This is a genomic window from Proteus sp. Marseille-Q3619 (genome assembly GCF_965283115.1).
The window spans coordinates 2,513,612-2,536,010 of the sequence record NZ_CBDIMP010000001.1 but is presented as its reverse complement, the minus strand read 5'-3'; the positions used below and the strand labels follow the sequence as shown (position 1 = coordinate 2,536,010).

Annotated in this window: 22 protein-coding genes; 8 read left to right on the top strand and 14 right to left on the bottom strand. The window is 40.7% G+C overall.

Going from position 1 to position 22,399, the window contains the following annotated elements; all coding sequences use genetic code 11:
• Position 1: 1 nt before the first annotated feature.
• From nrdG to ACWPWK_RS11700, 3 genes are all read left to right on the top strand, one after another.
• Positions 2-466 carry an anaerobic ribonucleoside-triphosphate reductase-activating protein gene (gene nrdG, locus ACWPWK_RS11710; RefSeq protein ID WP_109372666.1) on the top strand — a complete coding sequence of 155 codons (465 nt, stop codon included), beginning with the start codon at positions 2-4 and terminating at the stop codon, positions 464-466.
• A 26-nt stretch (positions 467-492) separates the two neighbouring features.
• A complete protein-coding gene (locus ACWPWK_RS11705) occupies positions 493-702 on the top strand; it encodes a hypothetical protein (protein ID WP_023583554.1) in 210 nt (69 codons plus the stop codon).
• A gap of 159 nt (positions 703-861) precedes the next feature.
• Positions 862-1,224 carry a hypothetical protein gene (locus ACWPWK_RS11700; RefSeq protein WP_244185031.1) on the top strand — a complete coding sequence of 121 codons (363 nt, stop codon included), beginning with the start codon at positions 862-864 and terminating at the stop codon, positions 1,222-1,224.
• Between the two features lie 26 nt (positions 1,225-1,250).
• Here the strand turns inward: ACWPWK_RS11700 and ACWPWK_RS11695 are convergent, their stop codons facing one another.
• Together ACWPWK_RS11695 and ACWPWK_RS11690 are read right to left on the bottom strand one after the other, a co-directional pair.
• Entirely contained in the window at positions 1,251-1,691 is a 441-nt protein-coding gene (locus ACWPWK_RS11695; protein ID WP_109372667.1) for a YhbP family protein, read from the bottom strand.
• Positions 1,692-1,805: 114 nt separating this feature from the next.
• Positions 1,806-2,057: a YdgH/BhsA/McbA-like domain containing protein gene (locus ACWPWK_RS11690; RefSeq protein WP_075673608.1), complete on the bottom strand. Its 252-nt coding sequence runs from the start codon at positions 2,055-2,057 to the stop codon at positions 1,806-1,808.
• 287 nt (positions 2,058-2,344) lie between these two features.
• Between ACWPWK_RS11690 and ACWPWK_RS11685 the strand changes: the two genes are divergently transcribed.
• Complete coding sequence (locus ACWPWK_RS11685; protein WP_109372668.1) at positions 2,345-2,629, top strand: GIY-YIG nuclease family protein; 285 nt, start codon at positions 2,345-2,347, stop codon at positions 2,627-2,629.
• A gap of 13 nt (positions 2,630-2,642) precedes the next feature.
• On the opposite strand, the gene ACWPWK_RS11680 is transcribed toward ACWPWK_RS11685, so the two are convergent.
• The gene (locus tag ACWPWK_RS11680; protein ID WP_109372669.1) at positions 2,643-3,146 is read right to left on the bottom strand and encodes a GNAT family N-acetyltransferase; all 504 of its coding nucleotides are present in this window, start codon (positions 3,144-3,146) and stop codon (positions 2,643-2,645) included.
• Positions 3,140-3,673 carry a ubiquinone anaerobic biosynthesis accessory factor UbiT gene (gene ubiT / locus ACWPWK_RS11675; protein ID WP_109372670.1) on the bottom strand — a complete coding sequence of 178 codons (534 nt, stop codon included), beginning with the start codon at positions 3,671-3,673 and terminating at the stop codon, positions 3,140-3,142. Before ubiT ends, ACWPWK_RS11680 begins: the two co-directional genes overlap by 7 nt.
• 216 nt (positions 3,674-3,889) lie before the next feature.
• On the opposite strand from ubiT, the gene ubiU reads away from it, so the two are divergent.
• Both ubiU and ACWPWK_RS11665 read left to right on the top strand, forming a co-directional pair.
• On the top strand, positions 3,890-4,885 hold the full coding sequence (gene ubiU / locus ACWPWK_RS11670) for a ubiquinone anaerobic biosynthesis protein UbiU (protein WP_088493968.1): 996 nt from the start codon (positions 3,890-3,892) through the stop codon (positions 4,883-4,885).
• 13 nt (positions 4,886-4,898) lie between these two features.
• Positions 4,899-5,777, top strand: a complete 879-nt coding sequence (locus tag ACWPWK_RS11665) for a U32 family peptidase (protein WP_109372671.1) — start codon at positions 4,899-4,901, stop codon at positions 5,775-5,777.
• Positions 5,778-5,998: 221 nt separating this feature from the next.
• Here the strand turns inward: ACWPWK_RS11665 and ACWPWK_RS11660 are convergent, their stop codons facing one another.
• Genes ACWPWK_RS11660 through ACWPWK_RS11650 form a run of 3 tightly spaced genes read right to left on the bottom strand, consistent with a single transcriptional unit; the run spans position 5,999 to position 9,288 of the window.
• Positions 5,999-7,162, bottom strand: a complete 1,164-nt coding sequence (locus ACWPWK_RS11660) for an ABC transporter permease (RefSeq protein WP_109372672.1) — start codon at positions 7,160-7,162, stop codon at positions 5,999-6,001.
• Entirely contained in the window at positions 7,162-8,307 is a 1,146-nt protein-coding gene (locus ACWPWK_RS11655) for an ABC transporter permease (RefSeq protein WP_109372673.1), read from the bottom strand. Before ACWPWK_RS11655 ends, ACWPWK_RS11660 begins: the two co-directional genes overlap by 1 nt.
• Positions 8,308-8,316: 9 nt before the next feature.
• Positions 8,317-9,288 carry an HlyD family secretion protein gene (locus ACWPWK_RS11650; RefSeq protein WP_109372674.1) on the bottom strand — a complete coding sequence of 324 codons (972 nt, stop codon included), beginning with the start codon at positions 9,286-9,288 and terminating at the stop codon, positions 8,317-8,319.
• A gap of 234 nt (positions 9,289-9,522) precedes the next feature.
• Here ACWPWK_RS11650 and ACWPWK_RS11645 point away from each other — a divergent pair, with 234 nt between their 5' ends.
• Positions 9,523-11,226 (top strand): sensor histidine kinase, encoded by a 1,704-nt coding sequence (locus ACWPWK_RS11645; protein WP_109372675.1) that lies wholly within the window; start codon positions 9,523-9,525, stop codon positions 11,224-11,226.
• Between the two features lie 2 nt (positions 11,227-11,228).
• Positions 11,229-11,945, top strand: coding sequence for a two-component system response regulator BtsR (gene btsR / locus ACWPWK_RS11640; protein ID WP_109372676.1), 717 nt, complete (start codon positions 11,229-11,231; stop codon positions 11,943-11,945).
• Positions 11,946-12,142: 197 nt separating this feature from the next.
• On the opposite strand, the gene ACWPWK_RS11635 is transcribed toward btsR, so the two are convergent.
• The 7 genes from ACWPWK_RS11635 to infB form a co-directional block, all read right to left on the bottom strand.
• Positions 12,143-14,041 (bottom strand): DEAD/DEAH family ATP-dependent RNA helicase, encoded by a 1,899-nt coding sequence (locus ACWPWK_RS11635; protein WP_454208914.1) that lies wholly within the window; start codon positions 14,039-14,041, stop codon positions 12,143-12,145.
• Positions 14,042-14,212: 171 nt separating this feature from the next.
• Positions 14,213-15,100, bottom strand: a complete 888-nt coding sequence (gene nlpI, locus ACWPWK_RS11630; protein ID WP_098941350.1) for a lipoprotein NlpI — start codon at positions 15,098-15,100, stop codon at positions 14,213-14,215.
• A gap of 112 nt (positions 15,101-15,212) precedes the next feature.
• Positions 15,213-17,342: a polyribonucleotide nucleotidyltransferase gene (pnp, locus tag ACWPWK_RS11625; RefSeq protein ID WP_098941351.1), complete on the bottom strand. Its 2,130-nt coding sequence runs from the start codon at positions 17,340-17,342 to the stop codon at positions 15,213-15,215.
• Between the two features lie 250 nt (positions 17,343-17,592).
• Entirely contained in the window at positions 17,593-17,862 is a 270-nt protein-coding gene (gene rpsO / locus ACWPWK_RS11620; RefSeq protein ID WP_023583571.1) for a 30S ribosomal protein S15, read from the bottom strand.
• A gap of 123 nt (positions 17,863-17,985) precedes the next feature.
• Positions 17,986-18,939 carry a tRNA pseudouridine(55) synthase TruB gene (truB, locus tag ACWPWK_RS11615; RefSeq protein ID WP_109372678.1) on the bottom strand — a complete coding sequence of 318 codons (954 nt, stop codon included), beginning with the start codon at positions 18,937-18,939 and terminating at the stop codon, positions 17,986-17,988.
• Positions 18,939-19,340: a 30S ribosome-binding factor RbfA gene (gene rbfA / locus ACWPWK_RS11610; RefSeq protein ID WP_099073997.1), complete on the bottom strand. Its 402-nt coding sequence runs from the start codon at positions 19,338-19,340 to the stop codon at positions 18,939-18,941. The genes truB and rbfA overlap by 1 nt, the downstream gene beginning before the upstream one ends.
• A gap of 302 nt (positions 19,341-19,642) precedes the next feature.
• Positions 19,643-22,399, bottom strand: coding sequence for a translation initiation factor IF-2 (infB, locus tag ACWPWK_RS11605; protein ID WP_109372679.1), 2,757 nt, complete (start codon positions 22,397-22,399; stop codon positions 19,643-19,645).

Below are 22,399 nucleotides of genomic sequence, written 5' to 3'. Positions count from 1 at the left end.
AGTGAATTATCATCAATATTATCCTGTTGATGTGGTAAATGGTCCTGGTACTCGTTGCACCCTGTTTGTTGCAGGGTGCATACACCAATGCCGCGGCTGTTATAACAAATCAACCTGGTCATTAACGTCCGGCAAGCTATTTACACAAGAATTGGAAGATCAGATCATTGCTGATCTCCAAGACAGTCGGATTAAACGACAAGGATTATCACTTTCAGGTGGCGATCCACTACACCCTCAAAATCTTTCTGCTATATTAAAATTGGTAAAACGCGTTAAAACGGAATGCCCTGAGAAAGATATTTGGGTTTGGACTGGCTACTTACTGGCTGACTTAACCCCAGAGCAGCAAGAAGTCGTTAACTTTATTAACGTACTGATTGATGGGAAGTTCGTACAAGAACTTTATGATCCCGCATTACTGTGGCGTGGTAGTAGTAATCAGGTGATCCATAAATTGAAGTAATACACATTGAATTAACTGGAGGATGTATGCCTTTAAGTGATAATAAATATGTAAGCTTTTCTGAAGATCATGAACTGAACTACCATTTAAAAAAATGGGGTAAAAAGCAGTCTAAAGCGAATCGAGAACAACTCGTGAAGCTAGGCACCGAATTGAAAAAGAAACTCGGTGCTAAACATCTCCAGCATACTGAAATAGATGCTGAGATAGAAAAAAATCTTTCATCATTTGAGTGATCCCTAAAAGCCCATTTATATAATGGGCTTTTTTCTTACCATTCTTACTTAATCACACCTGTTATCAAATGCGAATCATTTTCAAAAAAGATGGTCAAAGTGATTAGTTTTGTTTTATTATTAACGCCCTTAACTATTCTTTTTATGATGATATTTGATATGAAATTAGCACTCTTCCCTTTATTTTCAATGATTTTACTTTCAGGTTGCAGTAGTACTTGGGAACCCAAAGGTGCATCAGATTACACATTACAAGAAGCAAAGCTAATTTGCGATCTCGATGCCAATACTCGTTACCCTATCCGCAAAGAAGTGCTACAACGTACTGTTTATCGTGATGTGCAAAAGACGTGTCGTAAAGATGATAAAGACCATTGTGGTGATAAAAAAACCTACACTGAACGCGTACCAATGACAGAAAGTTATGTTGAGGACATTAATCAAGAAGACAGAAGAACTTTCTATACTTCATGTATGTCTTTAAAAGGGTGGGAACAGAAAAATCATTATTTTTGGGAATAAAAGGAATTTGAGAAAAAATAACCAGCTTAATCACGCTGCCAATACAGCTTAGTCCCAAAACCTAACTGATTATTGACCATCTTAATTTCTTGTAATTGTAATTCCCATAAAGGCACATGGATGGCGGCTAATGCGACAGGAAAGCGTAAACAATAATGTTTTCTTGCGTTGATGTCGTCCTGACCTGCCAGTAAAGCAACAGAACCCGTGAATTGAATACCTTGTAGATCGGATACTGCAATTTCTTGCGTACTAATACCTCCTGCAACTAATAAATTTTCCTGCATCATTTGGGCATGACGCGTTTTCTTTTCAGAAAGAAAAACAAGCCTCATCTGGCTTTCATCGAACCAATAAAAACAATTTGCACACCAAACATCACCTAATGAACGAGTTGTACATAAGGTAAACACATGGTTGTTTCGAATGTATTGTTTAATTATTTTGATCGAGTCTAAAGAAGACATAATACACCTGTATAGATACAAAAAGAGACGCTGTTTAGCTGATAATTATATCATCAAAACGAGCGTCTTACCGCGTGTCTCTTATTACAGGTTATTTATCGAAAATAATTAAAATTAACGATAAATTTCAGCATTTACAGTGAGGTAATCGTCACCTGTTGCGCCAACAACTTTAAAACCTTTTGCACCTTCATCTTTTGCGATTTGGGCAATCTTAGTGGTTAAACCATCTAAAGTATCGCTACCTGTGATTGTGATATACTCACCATTAACAGAAGGGCTTTTTGATACGCTATCAGATGCGATTGAACCGAATGAAATAGCACTTAAAGCTAATGTTGCAGCGATTAATGTAGATTTTTTCATAATAAACTCCAATTAAATTCTAATTTTGTTAGGTATCGCGGAGTGTGTCTCTGTGATATGGATCATACTATGCGCTTTAATTTAACTTTAAAATTAGCAATAATTGCTGTTCATTTTCAAAAAAATTGAATGTTATTTTATAAATAACAAAGCTTTCTGTCACAAATATTTCACAACATATTGATATATCTAATAGATTTCATTTTGATAAAGCGATAAATTACTCAATTCAAAAATTGAGAAATATTATTTATCAAAAGAAAAAGTAGCACGAAAAGGAAAAAGTGATGGCTGATACAGTGTGGTCACTCTATATTGTCAGAAATCGTCTTGGCTATCTTTATACAGGGATAACGACAAACGTTGAGCGACGCTTTACTCAACACCAGAATGGAACCGGCGCTAAAGCACTGAAAGGAAAAGGACCTTTATTATTAGAGTTTCATTGCCAAATAGGCTCTCGGCAACGTGCTTCTCAACTTGAATACCAATTAAAACAATTGAAGAAAACGCAAAAAGAAAAGCTGATCAAAGACCAGCCTTCAGACATTGCGTTGTATTTAACACGATAGACAATCTGTTCGATTAAACCTCATCAAATAATGGCGAGAAATTCACTAAACCATGAATATTTTCAACATTACCATTATCGAGAGCATAGAACTGAAATGCCTCTTCGGTGTCAGGCCATTTGCAATGTAACCCTTGTGATTTTGCAGGAATAAAGCCTGACTTTTGATAGTACTCTGGCTCACCTAATACCACCACAGCGCCATAACCAAATTCATTTAGGCTATCTAATCCTTCATTAATCAGTTGGCGTCCAATACCTTGGCGCTGGAAATCAGGTGCAACAGCAAGAGGCGCAAGCCCTACCCATTGGCAATCGACACCATCAACATCAACTGGTGTAAAGCCAATGTAACCCATAACGTGGCCTTCATCATCGACTGCGACCATACCTAATGTCAGCAGTCCCTCTTCTCGTAAATGTCCCACTAAATCAGCTTCTGCACCTGTAGGAAACGCTTGACGTAAAAGGTTATCAATAGCTGGAATATCAACGGGAATTTCAACACGTATTAGCATGAAGTTGAGCTCAGTTCATGGCTGTGTAGAGTGTCTTCGGTTTCTTCTTGAAGCCCACTTTTTACAAACTCAGCCAGTTGTAATAAACCAAAACGCAACACAGATGGCATTGAGTCTAATTCAATTGCGTCCATCAGGTTCTTAACATATAACCCGAGTTCTGTATCACCCTCAATTTGTAGACGGCGTTGGAAAAATAAGGTGTCAGGATCTTCTTTGCGCGCAGCAATTAAAATAAGATCATTTGCATTTCCACTAAAGCTGACATCTTCTTTTTCTAAGCGACTGACCACTAATTTATCATCACAAACACTGATAAACCACTGTAAATGTAAGTCTCTTATCTCAACTTTTAGCCATTTATTTTCTAGAAAGTGTAAATCGCCTTCCGCTAACGATTCACGAAATTGCCAGCTTAAAAACTGTTCTAAAATATCGCGTTGCAGAGCAAATGGGGTAACTTGTAAAGGGTAACGTAAAAAACGAGGTCCCTCTTTAACCAAATGGGTACGAATTTTGTTAAACACGTTCGGACTCCTATAAATAAAATTACGGGCTATTGTGCCAGATATAGACAGATATTCTGCGATCCTATATCAATATTCGGTTAATCCGTTGCTCACATTTTGTGTTCTTTGATTTTACTTAAGCAAAAAACGAAGTTCTCTGCCCTAAATCAAAACCTTTTTTTATCCTGCTTATTACAATTCCTGATCATTCTTAATTTCTAAAGGGAAGTGAAGATGGAATTGCTGTGCCCAGCGGGTAATTTACCTGCCTTAAAAGCGGCCATAGATAATGGTGCGGATGCCGTTTATATCGGCTTAAAAGATGATACTAATGCAAGACATTTTGCTGGTTTAAATTTCACAGAAAAGAAGTTACAAGAAGCGGTTAATTATGTTCATCGCCACCAGCGAAAATTGCATATTGCAATAAACACCTTTGCTCACCCTGATGGATTTGAACGCTGGCAAAAAGCCGTTGATATGGCGGCATCTTTAGGGGCTGATGCTCTTATATTGGCGGATATCGCCATGTTAGAGTACGCTGCAGAGCGTTATCCTCATATTGAACGTCATGTTTCAGTACAAGCCTCAGCAACCAATACACAAGCTATTGAGTTTTATCAACGTAACTTCGATGTGGCTCGTATTGTTCTTCCTCGTGTTCTATCTATTCATCAAGTCAAACAATTAGCACAAACTAGCCCTGTACCTTTAGAAGTTTTTGCCTTTGGCAGTTTATGTATTATGGCTGAAGGTAGATGCTATCTCTCTTCTTATTTAACAGGTGAATCGCCAAATACGGTAGGTGCTTGCTCTCCTGCACGTTTTGTACGTTGGCAACAAACACCACAAGGGATGGAATCTCGCCTTAATGATGTCTTGATAGACCGCTATTCACCTGATGAAAATGCAGGCTACCCAACACTGTGTAAAGGTCGCTATTTTGTTGATGATCACTGTTATCACGCATTAGAAGAGCCGACGAGCCTCAATACTCTTTCACTCTTACCTGAATTAATGGCGATGAATATTGCGTCAGTTAAAATTGAAGGTCGTCAACGTAGCCCTGCCTATGTAACAGAAGTGGCGAGAGTTTGGCGTGCAGCCATTGATCAATGTAAGAAAGATCCTCAAGGTTTTAGTACTAATCCACGTTGGATGAACGCGCTAGGAAAGATTTCAGAAGGAACACAAACAACACTGGGTGCTTATCACCGTAAATGGCAATAATAAGGATACGAAAATGAAATATGCATTAGGATCTGTACTTTATTATTGGCAAAAAGAGACACTTGAAGCGTTCTACGAAAAAGCAAAACAATGCGACGCTGATATTATTTATTTAGGCGAAACAGTTTGCAGTAAACGCCGAGAAACCAAACCTCAAGATTGGATAAACCTCGCCAAAGAAGTCGCTAAAAGTGGCAAACAAGTGGTTCTTTCTACCTTAGCGTTATTACAAGCACCTTCTGAATTGAAAGAAATTGCTAAGCTGGTTGATAACGGTGAGTTTTTAGTTGAAGCACATGATTTTGGCGTGATTAATATGCTTTTCGAGCGCAATCTTCCTTTTGTTGCAGGCCACGGGCTTAACTGCTACAACGCTTATGCACTACGTTTGTTGCATAAACAAGGCATGATGCGTTGGTGTATGCCTGTTGAGCTTTCTCGCGAGTGGTTAAATAATCTTTTAAATCAATGTGAAAAATTAGGCATTCGCAATAAGTTTGAAGTTGAAGTATTGGCTTATGGGCATCTTCCTCTCGCTTATTCAGCACGTTGTTTTACTGCGCGTTCTGAAAATCGCTCTAAAGATGATTGTGAAACCTGTTGTCAAAAATACCCTCAAGGTCGTGAAGTATTATCACAAGAAAATCAGCAAGTATTTGTGCTTAATGGCATTCAAACACAAAGTGGTTATTGTTATAACTTGGGTAACGATCAAGCTTCAATGGCAGGTTTAGTGGATATTATTCGCCTTTCACCTGAATCTGACGCTATTTTTGATACCTTGCAACAATTTCGTCAAAATGAGCAAGGCCAACAACCTCTTACAACGATTCATCATCATGACTGTAATGGTTATTGGCGTAAGTTGGCAGGATTAGAATTGGTGGAGTAAAGATATATGATACACTTAAAAAAATGTTTATAGATAAATTAAATCATTATGGATGCGGTGTAAGCGGTATTATTCCTTGGAGTTACCACGGTCTTTCATTAATAGATATTTCAAAATGGGAACCAAGAAAATTATCAATGGAGTGTTGCCACCACATAGTGAATATTATTAGTAAAGATAAGATCTACAATATTGATAAATAAAAAGCCCTTAAGGGCTCTTTATTTTGACTCTCCACGATGATGTAACCAATGCTTAAACTGATGCGTAATATGTCTTAACTCACCATTACGTAGCATACCCACCAGCACACCTAATACCGTATAAATCACGCCTAAAACGAGCATCATCACGATATCACCCAATATACTTTGGAATGACAGACCCATTTGGTTAATTCCCGCCATGGCGTTTACTGCCCATGTAGAAGGTAATGCGGATGAAATGGCAAAGACCCAGTCAGGCATTGCTTGTAGTGGCCAGATCGTGCCAGAAATATAGAATACCGGCGTTGTCACAAAGGCTAGTGTCAGATAAATCATCTCAACACTGCGTAAGCATTCTGTAATTAACTTACCTAACCCTAAGACCGCCAATAAGAATGGGAAAGTCAGCATCCAAATCTGGTAAAGCGGCGCTTCTTGGCGGTAACCCAATACCCACGGCCACAATGCAAAGAATACCGCAGATAAAAATAACCAAATCGGAATAAGTGCAGATAATGCCCCTAGATAAACCGCTAAAGGTGGCTTTCCTTTCGGGGTACTTCTCACCGCGATACTGACGCGGACACAAGCTATTAAAAGTGAGTGCTGTAATAGCATCACTAATAAGCCAGGGAAAATAATCGCAGCAAAACTTACCCCAGGGTTATACATCGCAATGGTTTCACCCTGAATAGGCTTTAATAGGATTTTTGATTGTTCAACACTAAAGCCTGCATTTCTCAAAATACGTCCATTGTAAGCATCTAATAACTGCTGATAAGCCAACATCAACTCTTGTTGAATTTGCCCGCTAGCCAGACGGTTTGTCGCATCACCAAATACAGGCACAGTAACATCTTTACCATTGAGGAGTTTTTTCTCAAAATCGGTTGGAACAATAATAATGGCAAATAACTCTCGCATAATCATATCGTGACGAGCTTCATCTAAATTATCGTAGTTCTTAATGCTTAATTTAGGTGTCGAGTTTAATGACCGAACAAGTGAATAACTTGCTGGGCTATGATCTTGATTAATCACTGCCACAGGAAGATCCCACAGTACAGGCTTGGCATAAACCAAACTCATAATGCATAGAGAAACAATAAGTAACATCCACATGGGTTTTTCTAACATACCCAATAGAACACGCTTAAAGGTTTGGAAATACATTTGCATCATGCAACACCTACCTGTAATTCCAATCGTTTAAAAATACGTTTACGAACTAAGAAGGCGATAGCAAAAGGATAAATCAGCAAAAGTGAACACACATATAAAATGCCTTGTAGTGATACTTCTCTTAAGAAAATATCAAACATCGCATTTAAGGCGTGCGTTAATGGCTCTAAATTAGAAATAATCCGCGCAGGTAAGATCATCGAAAGTTCAGGTACAGCCATGCCTGAAAATGCCAAGGCAATACTCACCAACATACCTATCATACTGTATGCCGTTATCGCACTATTGGTAAACGCAAAGAGCAGCAATCCCACACTTTGAGCTGCAATAATATAGAAGAATCCCACTAACACCATGTATAGCGGATTACCGTTCACCTTTGCCCCTGAAAAATGCACTAATGCCGCGAGTTCGACAATTAATAAGGTTAAGAAAAACAGTGTATAAGGTGTAAGCTTCCCAATAAGCGCAAAAGTAAAAGGCTTAATATTCAGGAGCATATTCCCTCGTGACAAAGAATAAATAGTACAAGTCACGACGAACAGTTGGAGCATATGGATCGTAGCTGCAAATTGCTGGTAATAAATATAACTCCCGCTGGCATTAAACAAACTGTCATAAGAGAGCGTAACTTTTGCCAATGGTGGAACGGGCTTATTCATCTCTTGCGCTAAAACAGTGCGATATTGCGCATTAAGCTCTGCAATGAGTCCGCTAAAGTCCTGAATCGCATAGCTCCCCGCCGCATAATACAATCCGTTGTAATACATCCGTGTGGTCGGCTGCTTTCCTGCTAATACCTTACTTTCAAAGTGTCGAGGGATGGTCAGTATCGCGTAATCTTTTGCGCTACCTAATCGCTCCATTGCAGTGCGAGGATTACCGTCTAGCGTATTTAATTGCGCATGAGAGCCTGCATTTAGGTCTCTAATCAGGGTTCTTGATAATGGCCTATTGTCATTATTGATCACGGAAACAGGCAAGTTCAGCAATGTGCCTTCAGAAAAGTTAGCACTAATTAACGTAAACAACATCAATGGAAACAGCCAGCTTAGCCAGTGAAAAACGGGGCTACGAACTGCCATATGAGTTTCTCGTGAAAATGCGCTACTAAAGCCACGCCAAGCTGCCTTTACTCTCATTATTCGCCCTTATTTATCCCAGCGCCATAATGCGCTCATACCAGGACGTAGCCCTTCAATTGGCGTAACAGGATACAGTCGGATTTCAAATGTTTTTAAATCGAAATCACCTGTTGCTCTTGTTGCTCTTTTTGTTGCGTAGTCGCCCATTGGGGCGATATAGCGAATTTCAGCTTCTACTTCTTTATTGCCTAATGCGGGAACCGTGATAGTAATGCGATCACCTTTACGAATATCCGCTAAGATATCTTCGCGGAGGTTATAAACAAAATAGGCATCAGGAATTCGGATCAGTGTAGCAAGTGGGCTATTCGCGTTAAAAAGCTCACCAATTTCCGCAGGAATAGGACCAACTTCACCATCAACCGGAGCTTTCACTTGTAAGTCATCTTGCTGAATTTTCAGCTCAATTAATTGTTGTTCTGCTTGTTGCACCGCTGCCGTATATTTGTGGCGTAATTCAATACGATCACCATTTTGGGCTTCATCAAGCTCAGCTTGAGCGGCTCTTACACGTTGTGAAGCAACATCACGGCTACGGCGTGCATTATCAAGTTCTGTCGCTGATACATAGCCTTTATTCGCCACAGCACTGATACGCTGATAATCTCTTGTTGAATTTGCAGCTTCCACTTTTGCTTGAGATAACACGGCTTCTAGGTTACGAATACTCTCTTCTCTTGTGCCATGCAATGACAAATCTAATTGAGCTTGTGCTTGTGCTTTAGCGGCTTCAAGTGCGGCGACTTGTGCGTTGAGTTCAGGGCTTTCTAATGTGATCATCAATTGCCCCGCTTTTACATCATCACCTCGCTCTATATAGCGCTCAATCACACGACCTTTGGCTTTAGAGGCGACAATCACTTCCGGTGCATCCACTTCGCCTTGCAGTAATAAATATTGATTATGCGCGCGGAAAAGTATGGCTAATGCAATTAGTATTAGCATTAATAAAATAAGATAGATGGCTCTTTTTTTCATATAACGATTAGACCTTAATAGTGAAGTAGAACACTCACTGACGGAGTTATATTACACAATAACTCAGAATTTCTTTAAGAATTTTGTGCGCCAGATCACTGACGCAAAGGAATATTTTCTTTGAAAGTGCGATTAAGTTATTCTTATATCAAACTTTATCGCCTCATTAATAGCCCTGTTTTATCTGGTATTTTTATATTTATCAGATAGAAAAGAGAACGGTACTCAATACTTATGTACGAATTTGATCTTATTTTGCTGTTATTACAGCAAATGTGCGTTTATTTAATCATTGCTTGGTTTTTAAGCAAAACACCTTTATTTACGCCACTTCTACAGGTCACGATAAAGCTTCCGCATAAGTTGATGTGCTACGTCATTTTCTCTATTTTCTGCATTATGGGCACCTATTTTGGGCTACATATTAATGATTCTATTGCCAATACGCGCGCCATTGGTTCGGTATTAGGCGGATTACTAGGCGGCCCTTATGTCGGCTTCCTTGTCGGTTTTACGGGAGGCTTACACCGTTATTCTCTGGGCGGTATGACCGCATTTAGCTGTATGGTGTCTACCATTGTCGAGGGATTAATTGGCGGATTAGTTCACCGTTATTACGTCAAACGCGGGCAAATGCACCGCATATTTAATCCATGGACCGCAGCAGCCGTGACTTTCTTTGCCGAAATAATACAGATGAGCATTATCTTATTATTAGCTCGCCCATTTAATGAAGCGCTTGCCTTAGTGAAAGATATTGCTGCCCCAATGATTGTCGCAAATACCGTTGGTGCTGCGATGTTTATTCGAATATTACAAGATAGACGGGCAATATTTGAAAAATATACCAGTGCATTTTCAGCTCAAGCATTAAAAATTGCCGTTTGCACCGAAGGTATTTTGCGTAAAGGGTTTAATCAAGATAATAGCACTCGAGTGGCAAAAGTCATTTATCAAGAACTAAGAGTCAGTGCCGTTGCGATTACAGATAGAGAAAAACTCCTCGCCTTTATTGGTATTGGCGCTGATCATCATTTACCGGGTACACCTATTTCATCAGAACAATCCAAGCAAGCCATCAATAATAATGAAGTTGTTTATGCAGATGGTAATGAAACACCTTACCGTTGCACGCTTTCACCCCATTGCAAACTTGGCTCAACCTTAGTTATTCCATTGAGAGGCGAAAATAACCAAGTCATTGGCACAATAAAACTTTATGAAGCTAAAAATCGCCTATTTAGTTCTATTAACCGAACCCTAGGTGAAGGGATTGCAAGTCTATTATCTGCACAAATTCTGGCTGGACAATATGAGCGAAATAAGCAATCTCTTTTAGAATCAGAGATTAAACTTCTCCATGCGCAAGTGAATCCCCACTTTCTTTTTAATGCATTAAATACACTACAAGCAGTTATTCGACGTGATAGCGAACAAGCAAAGCAATTAGTGCAATTTCTCTCTGCTTTCTTTCGTAAAAATTTAAAAAGGCCTGAAGCAGTTGTGACATTAAGTGATGAAATTGAACATGTGAATGCATATTTGCAAATCGAAAAAGCCCGTTTTCAGGAACGATTACAGATTGATATTCAAATTCCTGAAAGCCTAGCTAATGCCCGTTTGCCTGCTTTTTCGCTTCAACCAATGGTCGAAAATGCAATTAAACATGGAACGTCACAGTTATTAGATACAGGAAAGATTACAATTAGAGCACACCAAGAGCACCATTTAATTATTATTGAAATCTGTGATAATGCGGGGCTTTATCAACCCCAATGCCCTTCTCATGAATTAGGCTTAGGAATGAGGCTGGTGGATAAGCGATTAAAATTACGCTATGGCGAACTTTATGGTGTTTTAGTGGAATGCCAAGCTGATGAATATACAAAGGTGAAAATTTGCTTACCTCTAGAAAAAAGCATGGATAACGTTGCATAACAATGAATATATTAATCGTTGACGATGAGCCGTTGGCTCGTGAAAATTTACGTTGTTTACTTGAAGTTGAAAAGGATATTCATATTGTTGGTGAATGCAGTAATGCAATTGAAGCCATAGGAGAGATACACCGTAAAAAGCCCGATGTTGTCTTTCTTGATATTCAAATGCCGCGCATTACAGGGCTTGAAATGGTCACAATGCTTGATCCTGAACATCGCCCGTATATCGTCTTTTTAACCGCATTTGAAGAGTATGCGATCCAAGCCTTTGAAGAGCACGCCTTTGATTATCTACTCAAACCTTTAGAGCAAGAGCGCCTAACAAAAACATTAAACCGTTTACGCCAAGGTAATAAGCAGAATATTGATCTCTTAACTCCCCCTGAAGAACGTTTAAAATGTATACCTTGTACAGGTCATAGCCGTATTTGGTTAATGCCCATTGATGAAGCGGTATTTGCAACATCAAGGCTCAGTGGGGTTTATGTAACCAATAATCAAGGTCAAGAAGGCTTTACAGAATTAACACTACGCACATTAGAAACACGAACACAACTGGTCCGTTGTCATCGCCAATATTTAGTGAATATGGATTATGTTAATGAGATTGTTTTTGGCGATAATGGGCAAGCAGAATTGATATTACACAATAACAGCCAAATTCCTGTCAGCCGTCGATATTTAAAGCCATTAAAAGAAGCGATTGGCTTAAGCTAATTTATTATAAATTAAAATCTGCACGTAAATCTAAGCGATTTACTTGAATAAGCTTTCCTATTATTTATATTGACAGAAATGTGTCGTAATAAATTTTATATTACTAATCAAATGATAAAAAAAACCAGCCAACTTTCATTGACTGGTTTTATTTTTTTGTCATCAACCCAATTAAAAATTAAGTTAATTACCAATTCTTATTGGTTATGAGAGCTGCTACGGCGGCGTGGTGTACCTTCGTTGTTACGACTGCGGAAGTTACCGCGCTCGCCACCACGATCGTTGCTACGCTCACCACCACGGTCGTTATTACCACGACGTTGTGGTTGATCACCATTGTTAAAACGACGACCACCTTGTGGCTGACCATCACGACGGCTGTTATTACGACGCTCACGGAAAGGCTGAGATTGAGCATCACCCACTAATTGCATATTCAGTGGTTTGTTCATAATACGCGTACGTGTGAAATGGCTTAATAAATCTGTTGGCATACCTTTTGGTAATTCGATGGTTGAGTGAGAACCATACAGTTTGATATTACCAATGTAACGGCTGCTGATATCGCCTTCGTTAGCAATCGCACCAACGATATGACGCACTTCAACACCATCATCACGACCCACTTCGATACGGTATAAATCCATCTCGCCAGCATCACGACGTTCACGACGAGGAGAACGCTCGCGATCGTTATCACCGCGACGGCGATCATCACCACGACGATCGTCACGATCGTTAAATTCACGACGAGGACGACGAACTGGATCTGGTGGCAGAATAAGTGCACGCTCACCTTGAGCTATTTTCAGTAATACCGCAGCCAGTGTTTCCATATCCAGCGCTTCTTCATCTTGTGGAGCTAATTTAGGTAACAGAGCACGGTATTGGTCAAGGTTGCTAGTTTCTAATTGTTGTGCGATTTGCTGTGCAAATTTTTCCTGACGACGTTGGCTGATAAGCTCTGCATTTGGCAGTTCTACTTCAGGAATAGTCATCTTCATTGTACGTTCGATATTGCGCAGTAAACGACGCTCACGGTTATCAACGAATAAAATTGCACGGCCAGCACGACCCGCACGACCAGTACGACCAATACGGTGAACATAAGATTCTGAATCCATTGGGATATCATAGTTCACAACAAGGCTGATACGGTCAACGTCAAGACCACGAGCAGCAACGTCAGTTGCAATTAAAATATCTAAACGACCATTTTTCAGACGCTCTAATGTTTGCTCACGCAGTGATTGGTTCATATCACCATTTAACGCTGCGCTGTTATAGCCGTTACGCTCTAAAGCTTCAGCAACTTCTAATGTTGCGTTTTTAGTACGAACGAAAATAATTGCCGCATCAAAATCTTCAGCTTCTAAGAAACGAATTAACGCTTCATTTTTACGTGCGCCGAATGTCATCCAATAGCTTTGGCTAATGTCTGGACGTGTCGTTACGCTACTTTGAATGCGCACTTCTTTAGGATCATTCATAAAGCGACGTGTAATACGACGAATTGCTTCTGGCATTGTTGCAGAGAACAGTGCAGTTTGGTGTTCTGCTGGGATCTTACTTAAAATGTTTTCAACATCTTCAATAAAGCCCATACGTAACATTTCATCAGCTTCATCTAATACTAAGCCCTTCAGTTTAGATAAATCTAATGTGCCACGGTTTAAATGGTCTAATAAACGACCTGGTGTACCCACAACAACTTGTGGACCTTGACGTAACGCGCGTAATTGCACGTCGTAACGCTGACCACCATACAGTGCAACAACATTTACTTTTGGTAAGTGTTTAGAAAAATCTTCAATTGCTTCAGCAACCTGAACCGCAAGTTCACGAGTAGGTGCTAAAACTAAAATTTGTGGTGCTTTTAATGATTCATCAAGATTGTGTAATAAAGGCAGGCTAAATGCGGCAGTTTTACCACTACCTGTCTGTGCCATACCTAAAACATCATTGCCGTTTAAAAGGAAAGGAATACATTGTTGCTGAATTGGAGAAGGCTTCTCGTAGCCTAAGTCATTCAGTGCAGTCAAAATAGGTGCTGATAAACCTAGATCAGCAAAAGTCATATCGGTTTCAGTAGTCATGTCACTGTGCCTCATTCATTATGGCAGCCAGTTGACATAACATACCGCATGGTTTGTCGGTCTTTATCATCTAAAATGTGAACTGGCTCAAATTATATTATTAAACGAACAAACAAGCCCTCATCCTATGTAGATGATGGCTTTCAAACTGATCAGAGAAATGTTCGTCAGCTATTGCTGGTCCGATTCCGCTAGGTCTTCTTGTTGGCCTAACAGTGCTAATTCCAACAATGCGTAGCGGTGCTCAACAAAGTTATGTGCGTTGTTGGCAACCGTCAGCTTGAATAACGCTTCTGCGCTATCCATGTCCCCCAGACTTAGGTAATACTTACCTAAATAGAAGTTAGTTTCACTAAGATGCTCAGCGAGCGAAGTGTTATCGGTTGAAGCCTCATTTAGTTTCAACATTAATGTTTTCTCATTAATATCGCCTAAATAAAACTCAACTATATTCCATCCCCATTGCCCCGTTTTATCCGCCTGCTGGTATCGCTGTTTTAGCTGTTGTTTAGCCAAATCAGTGTTTATCTCTTTTTCTACAAGATATAACCAAAGCGAACGAATGGGATCATTTGGATCGACCTGATAAAACGCCTGCAGATCATCCTGCGCCAATTTCAATCGGCCACCGTAGTACGAAGCGATACCACGATTAAAACGCGCATTATTGTAAGTTGGATCAAGCTCTAAAACAGAATCAAACGCTTCATAAGCAGCATCGTAATTCGCTGCCTGCGTAAAATAGATACCTAGAAAATTAAAAATTTCTAGCATATCTGGTCGTATTGATAGCGCCATTGAAAAATCATTGCGCGCTAAAGCTCGTAAACCGAGACTATCATACAGCACACCACGCTCATATAAAAGCTGTGCGTATTCATCTTCAGTTAATGAGCGGCTCGCTAAGATTTGTTCTATACGAGCCAATATCACTTCTTGTTGTAAAGAAGGCTGCAATGGTGTGGCAAAAATCGCATTCTGACGCCACTCTGGACTAGTGCTGCATCCGGAAATAAAGATGAAAACAGCAATAGAACAACTGCGCAGAAATGTTTTCATTTCTCACTCCCAAAGTCAGACCTTTCAACAAAAAGCGTTCTAGACGTCCTACTTGTCAATCATAATAAGTCTCTACCGATACCTATGTCTAGATATCGGTAGTAGAATATCATTAATTCGCAGAATCTTCAGAAGAAGTTTCTGTTGCTTCCTGCTGATTAGCTTGAGCTTCTTTCATGCTTAAGCGAATACGGCCTTGACGGTCAATTTCCAGTACTTTAACTGGAACTTCTTGACCCATTTCCAAGTAGTCACTCACTTTCTCAACGCGTTTGTCTGCGATTTGAGAAATATGAACCAGACCTTCTTTGCCGCCACCGATAGCAACGAATGCACCGAAATCTACAATACGAGTTACTTTACCGTTGTAGATACGACCCACTTCAACTTCAGCAGTAATTTCTTCGATACGAGCGATAGCTTGTTTTGCTTGATCGCCACTTGTTGCAGCAATCTTCACTGTACCATCATCTTCGATTTCGATAGTTGTGCCAGTTTCTTCCGTTAATGCACGGATAACAGAACCGCCTTTACCGATAACGTCTTTGATCTTGTCTGGATTAATTTTGATAGTGTGAATGCGCGGTGCGAATTCAGAAATATCAGCACGAGGCTGGCTAATTGCATCTTCCATTACGCCTAAAATGTGTAGACGTGCGCTTTTCGCTTGGTTTAATGCAACTTGCATGATTTCACGAGTGATACCTTCGATTTTGATATCCATCTGTAATGCGCTGACACCGTTACGGCTACCCGCAACTTTAAAGTCCATATCGCCTAAATGGTCTTCATCACCCAGAATATCGGAAAGAACAACAAAGTTGTCGCCTTCTTTTACTAGACCCATTGCAATACCTGCAACAGATTCTTTAATTGGTACACCTGCATCCATCAGTGCTAAAGAAGCACCACAAACAGATGCCATTGAAGATGAACCATTTGATTCAGTGATTTCAGAAACCACACGAACGGTATATGGGAATTCTTCAATTGTTGGCATTACTGCTAACACACCACGTTTTGCTAAACGGCCATGACCGATTTCGCGACGTTTTGGTGAACCCATCATGCCTGTTTCACCAACAGAGTATGGAGGGAAGTTATAGTGCAGTAAGAATGTATCAGTGTGCTCACCCATGATGTCATCAATAGTTTGAGCATCACGCGCAGTACCTAATGTTGCAGTTACCAGAGCCTGAGTTTCACCACGAGTAAACAGTGCTGAACCGTGAGTACGTGGTAATAAGCCAGTGCGAATGTCTAATGCACGTACCATGTCTTTTTCACGGCCATCAATACGTGGTTCGCCAGCTAATACGCGAGCACGAACGATGTTTTTCTCAAGACCAGAGAAGATTTCGCTGATTTCAGCTTCATCTAAAGTTTCATCTTCAGCTACTAACGTCGCAATAACTTCATCACGGATAGCTTCGATTTGTTCATAACGCTCTTGTTTCTCAGTGATACGGTAAGCATCACCAATACGAGCTTGTGCTAATTGTGCAATACGGTCATGTAAAGTTTGGTTGATGGCTTCTGGCGCCCAATCCCATTTCTCTTTACCCACTTCTGCAACTAATGCATTGATGTTTTCGATCACAACTTGTTGTTGATCATGACCAAATACTACTGCACCTAACATTTCTTCTTCTGATAATAAATCAGCTTCTGATTCTACCATCAGTACCGCACCCGCAGTACCTGCAACCACTAAGTCTAATTTGCTAACTTTCAGCTCATCAACAGTTGGGTTTAGAACATATTGTCCATCGATAAAACCAACACGCGCACCACCGATAGGACCATTAAACGGAACACCTGACAGCGCTAATACCGCAGAAGCACCAATCATTGCAACGATATCTGGGTTAACTTGTGGGTTAACTGAAACAACGGTAGCAACGATTTGAATTTCGTTTAAGAAACCTTCTGGGAATAATGGGCGTAAAGGGCGGTCAATTAAACGTGCAATCAACGTTTCGCCTTCACCAGGACGACCTTCACGACGGAAGAAGCTACCAGGGATACGACCAGCAGCGTATGAACGCTCTTGGTAGTTAACAGTTAATGGGAAGAAATCTTGTCCAGCTTTAACTTTTTTCTTTGCAACAACGGTGACAAAAACAGCAGTGCCGTCCATGTCAACCATAACAGCGGCTGTTGCTTGACGAGCCATCATGCCTGTTTCTAACGAAACAGTATGTTGACCGTATTGAAATTTACGAACTGTAGGATTCAGCAAAATAATATCCTTTATCTTATTGTCGCCAGATGTTTAGCGACGATGAATGATCTTTTCTCCGCTACGTCCCCTCGCGACTAATGAAAATATTGACCATTGAGTGATAAATACTTTCATTAGCCGCGCGAATTGTCGTAACTAGAGAGACTAAATAACAATCACCACATTAAAACATAACGACTAATATTAAAAATAGCACTTTTTAGTAGAAAAGGGGCCAACAGGCCCCTTTCCACTGAAACTCGCTTGATTAGCGACGCAGACCTAAACGTTCAATCAGTGCAGAGTAACGAGCAACATCTTTACGTTTCAGGTAGTCCAGCAGATTACGACGGCTGGAAACTTTACGCAGCAGACCACGACGGCTGTGGTGATCTTTTTTGTGCTCTGAAAAGTGACCTTGCAGGTGGTTGATTTCTGCAGTCAGCAGTGCAATCTGAACTTCGCTTGAGCCAGTATCGTTAGCATCACGACCAAATTCAGCAACGATTTGTGCTTTCGCTTCAGTACTTAGAGACATAATAAACTCCAAATTAAGTAAAATTTTCAGATAGCCAATCTCTAATTCAGCTATCCAACTCAGCCACCTAAACAGATAGCCGCATTATTCTACGCTTCAAACACTTTTAGCGCAAGATTGCTATTAAGTGTTATCTTGTGCGCTATAGTCTACAACCACTCTTTTCGGAGCAACGAGGCCATCTTTAATGATAGCAAGGCCAATGAATTTTTTTTCATCGCCTTCAGTTACTCTTACCCATTCGCCTTCATTAATGTCATGATTAACACGAACAGGTTGCCCCAACTTGAGATAGCTCGCAATAATCGTGGTCAAATTCACAACAGGAAAATGTGCAACAGCGGTATCCATAGGCAATAACAGTGCATCAAGCGCTAAGAAAGGATCTTCTTGCGCAGTTTGTGCATTCTCTATCATCGCGCTTAATTGCGCTAACGTTACCATTCGTTCTTTAGGATAATCTGCGACTTCTAATCGACGTAAGAAAATAACGTGAGCGCCACATTGTAATTTCTCACCAAGATCATCAATAATTGTTCGAATGTAAGTACCTTTAGAACAATGAATTTCCAGCTCTAGCTCATCACCTTCCCAGCGAATAAACTGAAGTTCATAAACCGTGATAGGTCTTGCTTCACGCTCAACTTCAATACCTTGTCGGGCATATTCGTAAAGCGGTTTACCTTGATGTTTTAAAGCGGAGTACATTGAAGGGACTTGCAATGTTTCGCCGCGAAAACTATCTAGGGCATCATCTAAAGCCTGTTGTGTAAATTGTACTGGGCGCTCTTGAATAACCTCACCATGTGCATCAGAGGTATCTGTTCGTTGCCCTAAACGTGCAATAACACGATAACGCTTATCAGAATCCAATAGAAACTGTGAAAATTTTGTTGCTTCACCTAAACAAATAGGGAGCATACCTGTTGCTAAAGGATCCAATGCCCCAGTATGCCCTGCCTTACTGGCATTAAACATACGGCGGACTTTTTGGAGTGCATCGTTAGAGGAAATATCTTGGGGTTTATCGAGTAGCAATACGCCGTTAATCTCACGCCCCTTACGACGACGCCCCATTATTTATCCTCTTTATGACGACGCTCTTCATCGCTTTTAACGACGTTAGAAACTAAGTTAGACATACGCATACCTTCAACTAATGAGTTGTCATAAGCAAATGTCAGTTCAGGCACAATACGTAAACGCATCGCTTTACCTAATAAAGAACGAATAAAACCAGCGGCTTCATTAAGTGCAGTTAAACCATCTGCAACCATCTCTTCTTCGCTTTTTTCACCACCTGATAAGTTTAAAAAGGTGACAAATACTTTGGCATAAGCCAAATCACGAGAAATTTCAACGCCAGAAACCGTTGCCATTCCAATACGGGGATCTTTGACTTCGCGTTGTAAAATGATAGCGATTTCTTTTTGCATTTCCTGAGAAACACGCTGACTACGGCTAAAATCTCTTGCCATTTTATCTCTCCCTGACAATAGGGTATCGCCCTGATTGTCATTATTAATTCAAATCTAAAATCAATGATATCTAAAGAGTATACATGAAGTGATATTTAACAACCGCTTTCTCTGATTTCTTTCTTTAGAAATAAAATGTTTCTTTGGTGCTATTTTACCCTGTTATTTCACTTTCATAAATTACTGAAAGGCAATCTATTTCGGTTATGTTGAAAAATGGAGAGGAAATAAGAGGAGAATACAGCAAAGACAGGAATAAGAAGGGAGCCCTTGAGCTCCCTTTTAAAACAAGACGGACTAAATTAATCAATAGAACGTTTGATTTCGATAACTTGGAAGACTTCAATCATGTCGCCAACACGAACATCGTTGTAGTTTTTCACACCGATACCACATTCCATGCCGTTACGTACTTCGTTGACGTCATCTTTAAAGCGACGCAGTGACTCCAGCTCGCCTTCATAGATAACCACGTTATCACGTAGAACACGAATTGGGTTATTACGTTTGATGTTACCTTCAACCACCATACAGCCCGCAATCGCGCCAAATTTAGGTGATTTAAACACATCACGGACTTCTGCAAGACCCATGATTTCTTGTTTATATTCAGGTGCCAACATACCGCTCATTGCCAGTTTGATTTCGTCAATCAGGCTATAGATAACGGAGTAGTAACGTAAATCAACGCTTTCTTGTTCAATGATACGGCGAGCAGATGCATCAGCACGAACGTTAAAGCCAAGAATGATTGCGTTAGAAGCCGCTGCTAATGTTGCGTCAGTTTCGGTGATACCACCTACGCCTGAACCGATGATTTTCAGTTTAACTTCATTAGTAGACAGTTTAACCAAGGCATCAGTAATCGCTTCACAAGTACCTTGAACGTCTGTTTTCAGAACGATGTTCAGTTCAGAAGTTTTACCTTCTTCCATGTTAGCGAACATGTTTTCCAGTTTAGATTTCTGCTGACGAGCCAGTTTAACATCGCGGAATTTACCTTGACGGTATAATGCAACTTCACGCGCTTTCTTCTCGTCACGAACAACCGTTGCTTCATCACCCGCAGAAGGAACGTTAGACAGACCTAAGATCTCAACTGGCATTGATGGACCAGCAGATTGAACGTCTTGACCTAATTCGTTACGCATCGCACGAATACGACCGTATTCGAAACCACACAGAACGATGTCACCCTTATTCAGTGTACCTTCACGGACAAGAATAGTTGCAACTGGGCCACGGCCTTTATCAAGGTAAGATTCGATAACAACCCCGCTTGCCATACCTTCTTTAACTGCTTTCAGTTCAAGAACTTCAGCTTGTAAAAGAATAGCATCCAGCAGTTCGTCAATACCTAAACCTTGTTTTGCAGATACGTGCATAAACTGAGTTTCGCCGCCCCACTCTTCTGGCAAGATGCCATATTGAGACAGTTCAGTTTTAACGCGATCTGGATCAGCTTCGTGTTTATCAATTTTGTTCACTGCAACAACAACGGGTACGTTTGCAGCTTTTGCGTGTTGGATTGCTTCGATAGTTTGTGGCATTACACCATCATCTGCCGCAACAACCAGAACAACGATATCCGTTACCTGAGCACCACGAGCACGCATTGAAGTAAACGCGGCGTGACCTGGAGTATCTAGGAAGGTGATTTCACCTTTGTCAGTCTTAACGTGGTAAGCACCGATATGCTGGGTGATACCACCCGCTTCGCCTGATGCTACTTTCGTTGAACGAATGTAGTCCAGTAATGATGTTTTACCGTGGTCAACGTGACCCATGATAGTTACAACTGGTGCACGAGATACTGCGCTTTCTTCGCCAGTATCACGATCGCTCATGACTTGTTCTTCTAACTCGTTTTCACGACGTAAGATAACTTTATGACCCATTTCTTCAGCAACAAGCTGTGCAGTTTCTTGGTCTAAAACCTGATTAATGGTCGCCATAGCACCCATTTTCATCATAGTTTTGATAACTTCAGATCCTTTTACTGCCATTTTGTTAGCAAGTTCGGCAACAGAAATAGTCTCACCGATGATAACATCACGGTTTACAACAGCAGCTGGCTTATTGAAGCCTTGCTGTAATGAGCTACCTTTACGTTTACCTTTCTTGTTAGTACGGCCAGCAGCACGTGCTTCTTCACGATCTGCTTTTTCAGAATGGCGGTTGTTTTTCTTAGGACGAGGAGCCTTAGCGTTGCGACCACGACCGCGGCCACCTTCAACCTCAGCATCACTTTCATCTTCTGCATCACGAGCATAACGTGATGTTGTTACATGATAGTCTGAGCCTTCAGTTTCTGGCGCTTTAGGTTCAGCAGTCCATTTTTCAGCATTTTCTTCAGCTAAACGACGTGCTTTTTCTGCTGCAACTCGTGCTTCTTCTTCCGCTTTACGGCGCTGTGTTTCTTCCGTTTTACGCTTCAGTTCAGCCTGTTCAGCATTGCGACGTGCTTTTTCCTGATCTGCTGCTTTATCAGCTTTTGGTTTATCGTTTTGTTTCACTTTATCTTTTTCCGCTGCTTCGCGCTTAGCTAATTCCGCTGCTTCACGTTTTGCTTCTTCAGCTTCACGTTTCGCTTTTTCTTCGGCGTCTTTCTTTGCCTTTTCAGCTTCACGTTTTGCTTTTTCTTCAGCTTCGCGCTGTGCTTTCTCTTGTGCTTCGCGCTGTGCTTTTTCTTCGGCTTCGCGATGCGCCTTTTCTTCCGCTTCACGCTGAGCTTGCTCATCCGCTTGCGCTTTTTCAATGGCGTCACGGTTCACATAAGTGCGTTTTTTGCGGACTTCGATGGCTACTGATTTACTTTTGCCACCTGTACCAGGAACACTTAACGTACTACGCACTTTGCGTTGTAACGTTAATTTTTCTGGTTGGTTGGTTGATACGTCTTTATCACGATTCAACCAAGCCAGTAAGGTTTCTTTCTCTTTTTGGGAGACAGAATCAGAGACGGTCTTCTTAATACCGGCATCAGCAAACTGCTGTACCAAACGTTCAACCGGTGTCTGAATCTCTTCTGCCAGTGATTTTACTGTTTCATCTGTCAT

Excerpts from the sequence above, each read along its gene's own strand:
- ACWPWK_RS11705 (WP_023583554.1), top strand. The coding sequence starts at position 493 with ATGCCTTTAAGTGATAATAAATATGTAAGCTTTTCTGAAGATCATGAA.
- ACWPWK_RS11700 (WP_244185031.1), top strand. The coding sequence starts at position 862 with ATGAAATTAGCACTCTTCCCTTTATTTTCAATGATTTTACTTTCAGGT.
- ACWPWK_RS11695 (WP_109372667.1), bottom strand. The coding sequence starts at position 1,691 with ATGTCTTCTTTAGACTCGATCAAAATAATTAAACAATACATTCGAAAC.
- ACWPWK_RS11690 (WP_075673608.1), bottom strand. The coding sequence starts at position 2,057 with ATGAAAAAATCTACATTAATCGCTGCAACATTAGCTTTAAGTGCTATT.
- ACWPWK_RS11685 (WP_109372668.1), top strand. The coding sequence starts at position 2,345 with ATGGCTGATACAGTGTGGTCACTCTATATTGTCAGAAATCGTCTTGGC.
- ACWPWK_RS11680 (WP_109372669.1), bottom strand. The coding sequence starts at position 3,146 with ATGCTAATACGTGTTGAAATTCCCGTTGATATTCCAGCTATTGATAAC.
- ubiU (WP_088493968.1), top strand. The coding sequence starts at position 3,890 with ATGGAATTGCTGTGCCCAGCGGGTAATTTACCTGCCTTAAAAGCGGCC.
- ACWPWK_RS11665 (WP_109372671.1), top strand. The coding sequence starts at position 4,899 with ATGAAATATGCATTAGGATCTGTACTTTATTATTGGCAAAAAGAGACA.
- ACWPWK_RS11660 (WP_109372672.1), bottom strand. The coding sequence starts at position 7,162 with ATGCAAATGTATTTCCAAACCTTTAAGCGTGTTCTATTGGGTATGTTA.
- ACWPWK_RS11655 (WP_109372673.1), bottom strand. The coding sequence starts at position 8,307 with ATGAGAGTAAAGGCAGCTTGGCGTGGCTTTAGTAGCGCATTTTCACGA.
- ACWPWK_RS11650 (WP_109372674.1), bottom strand. The coding sequence starts at position 9,288 with ATGAAAAAAAGAGCCATCTATCTTATTTTATTAATGCTAATACTAATT.
- ACWPWK_RS11645 (WP_109372675.1), top strand. The coding sequence starts at position 9,523 with ATGTACGAATTTGATCTTATTTTGCTGTTATTACAGCAAATGTGCGTT.
- btsR (WP_109372676.1), top strand. The coding sequence starts at position 11,229 with ATGAATATATTAATCGTTGACGATGAGCCGTTGGCTCGTGAAAATTTA.
- ACWPWK_RS11635 (WP_454208914.1), bottom strand. The coding sequence starts at position 14,041 with ATGACTACTGAAACCGATATGACTTTTGCTGATCTAGGTTTATCAGCA.
- nlpI (WP_098941350.1), bottom strand. The coding sequence starts at position 15,100 with ATGAAAACATTTCTGCGCAGTTGTTCTATTGCTGTTTTCATCTTTATT.
- rpsO (WP_023583571.1), bottom strand. The coding sequence starts at position 17,862 with ATGTCTCTAAGTACTGAAGCGAAAGCACAAATCGTTGCTGAATTTGGT.
- truB (WP_109372678.1), bottom strand. The coding sequence starts at position 18,939 with ATGGGGCGTCGTCGTAAGGGGCGTGAGATTAACGGCGTATTGCTACTC.
- rbfA (WP_099073997.1), bottom strand. The coding sequence starts at position 19,340 with ATGGCAAGAGATTTTAGCCGTAGTCAGCGTGTTTCTCAGGAAATGCAA.
- infB (WP_109372679.1), bottom strand. The coding sequence starts at position 22,399 with ATGACAGATGAAACAGTAAAATCACTGGCAGAAGAGATTCAGACACCG.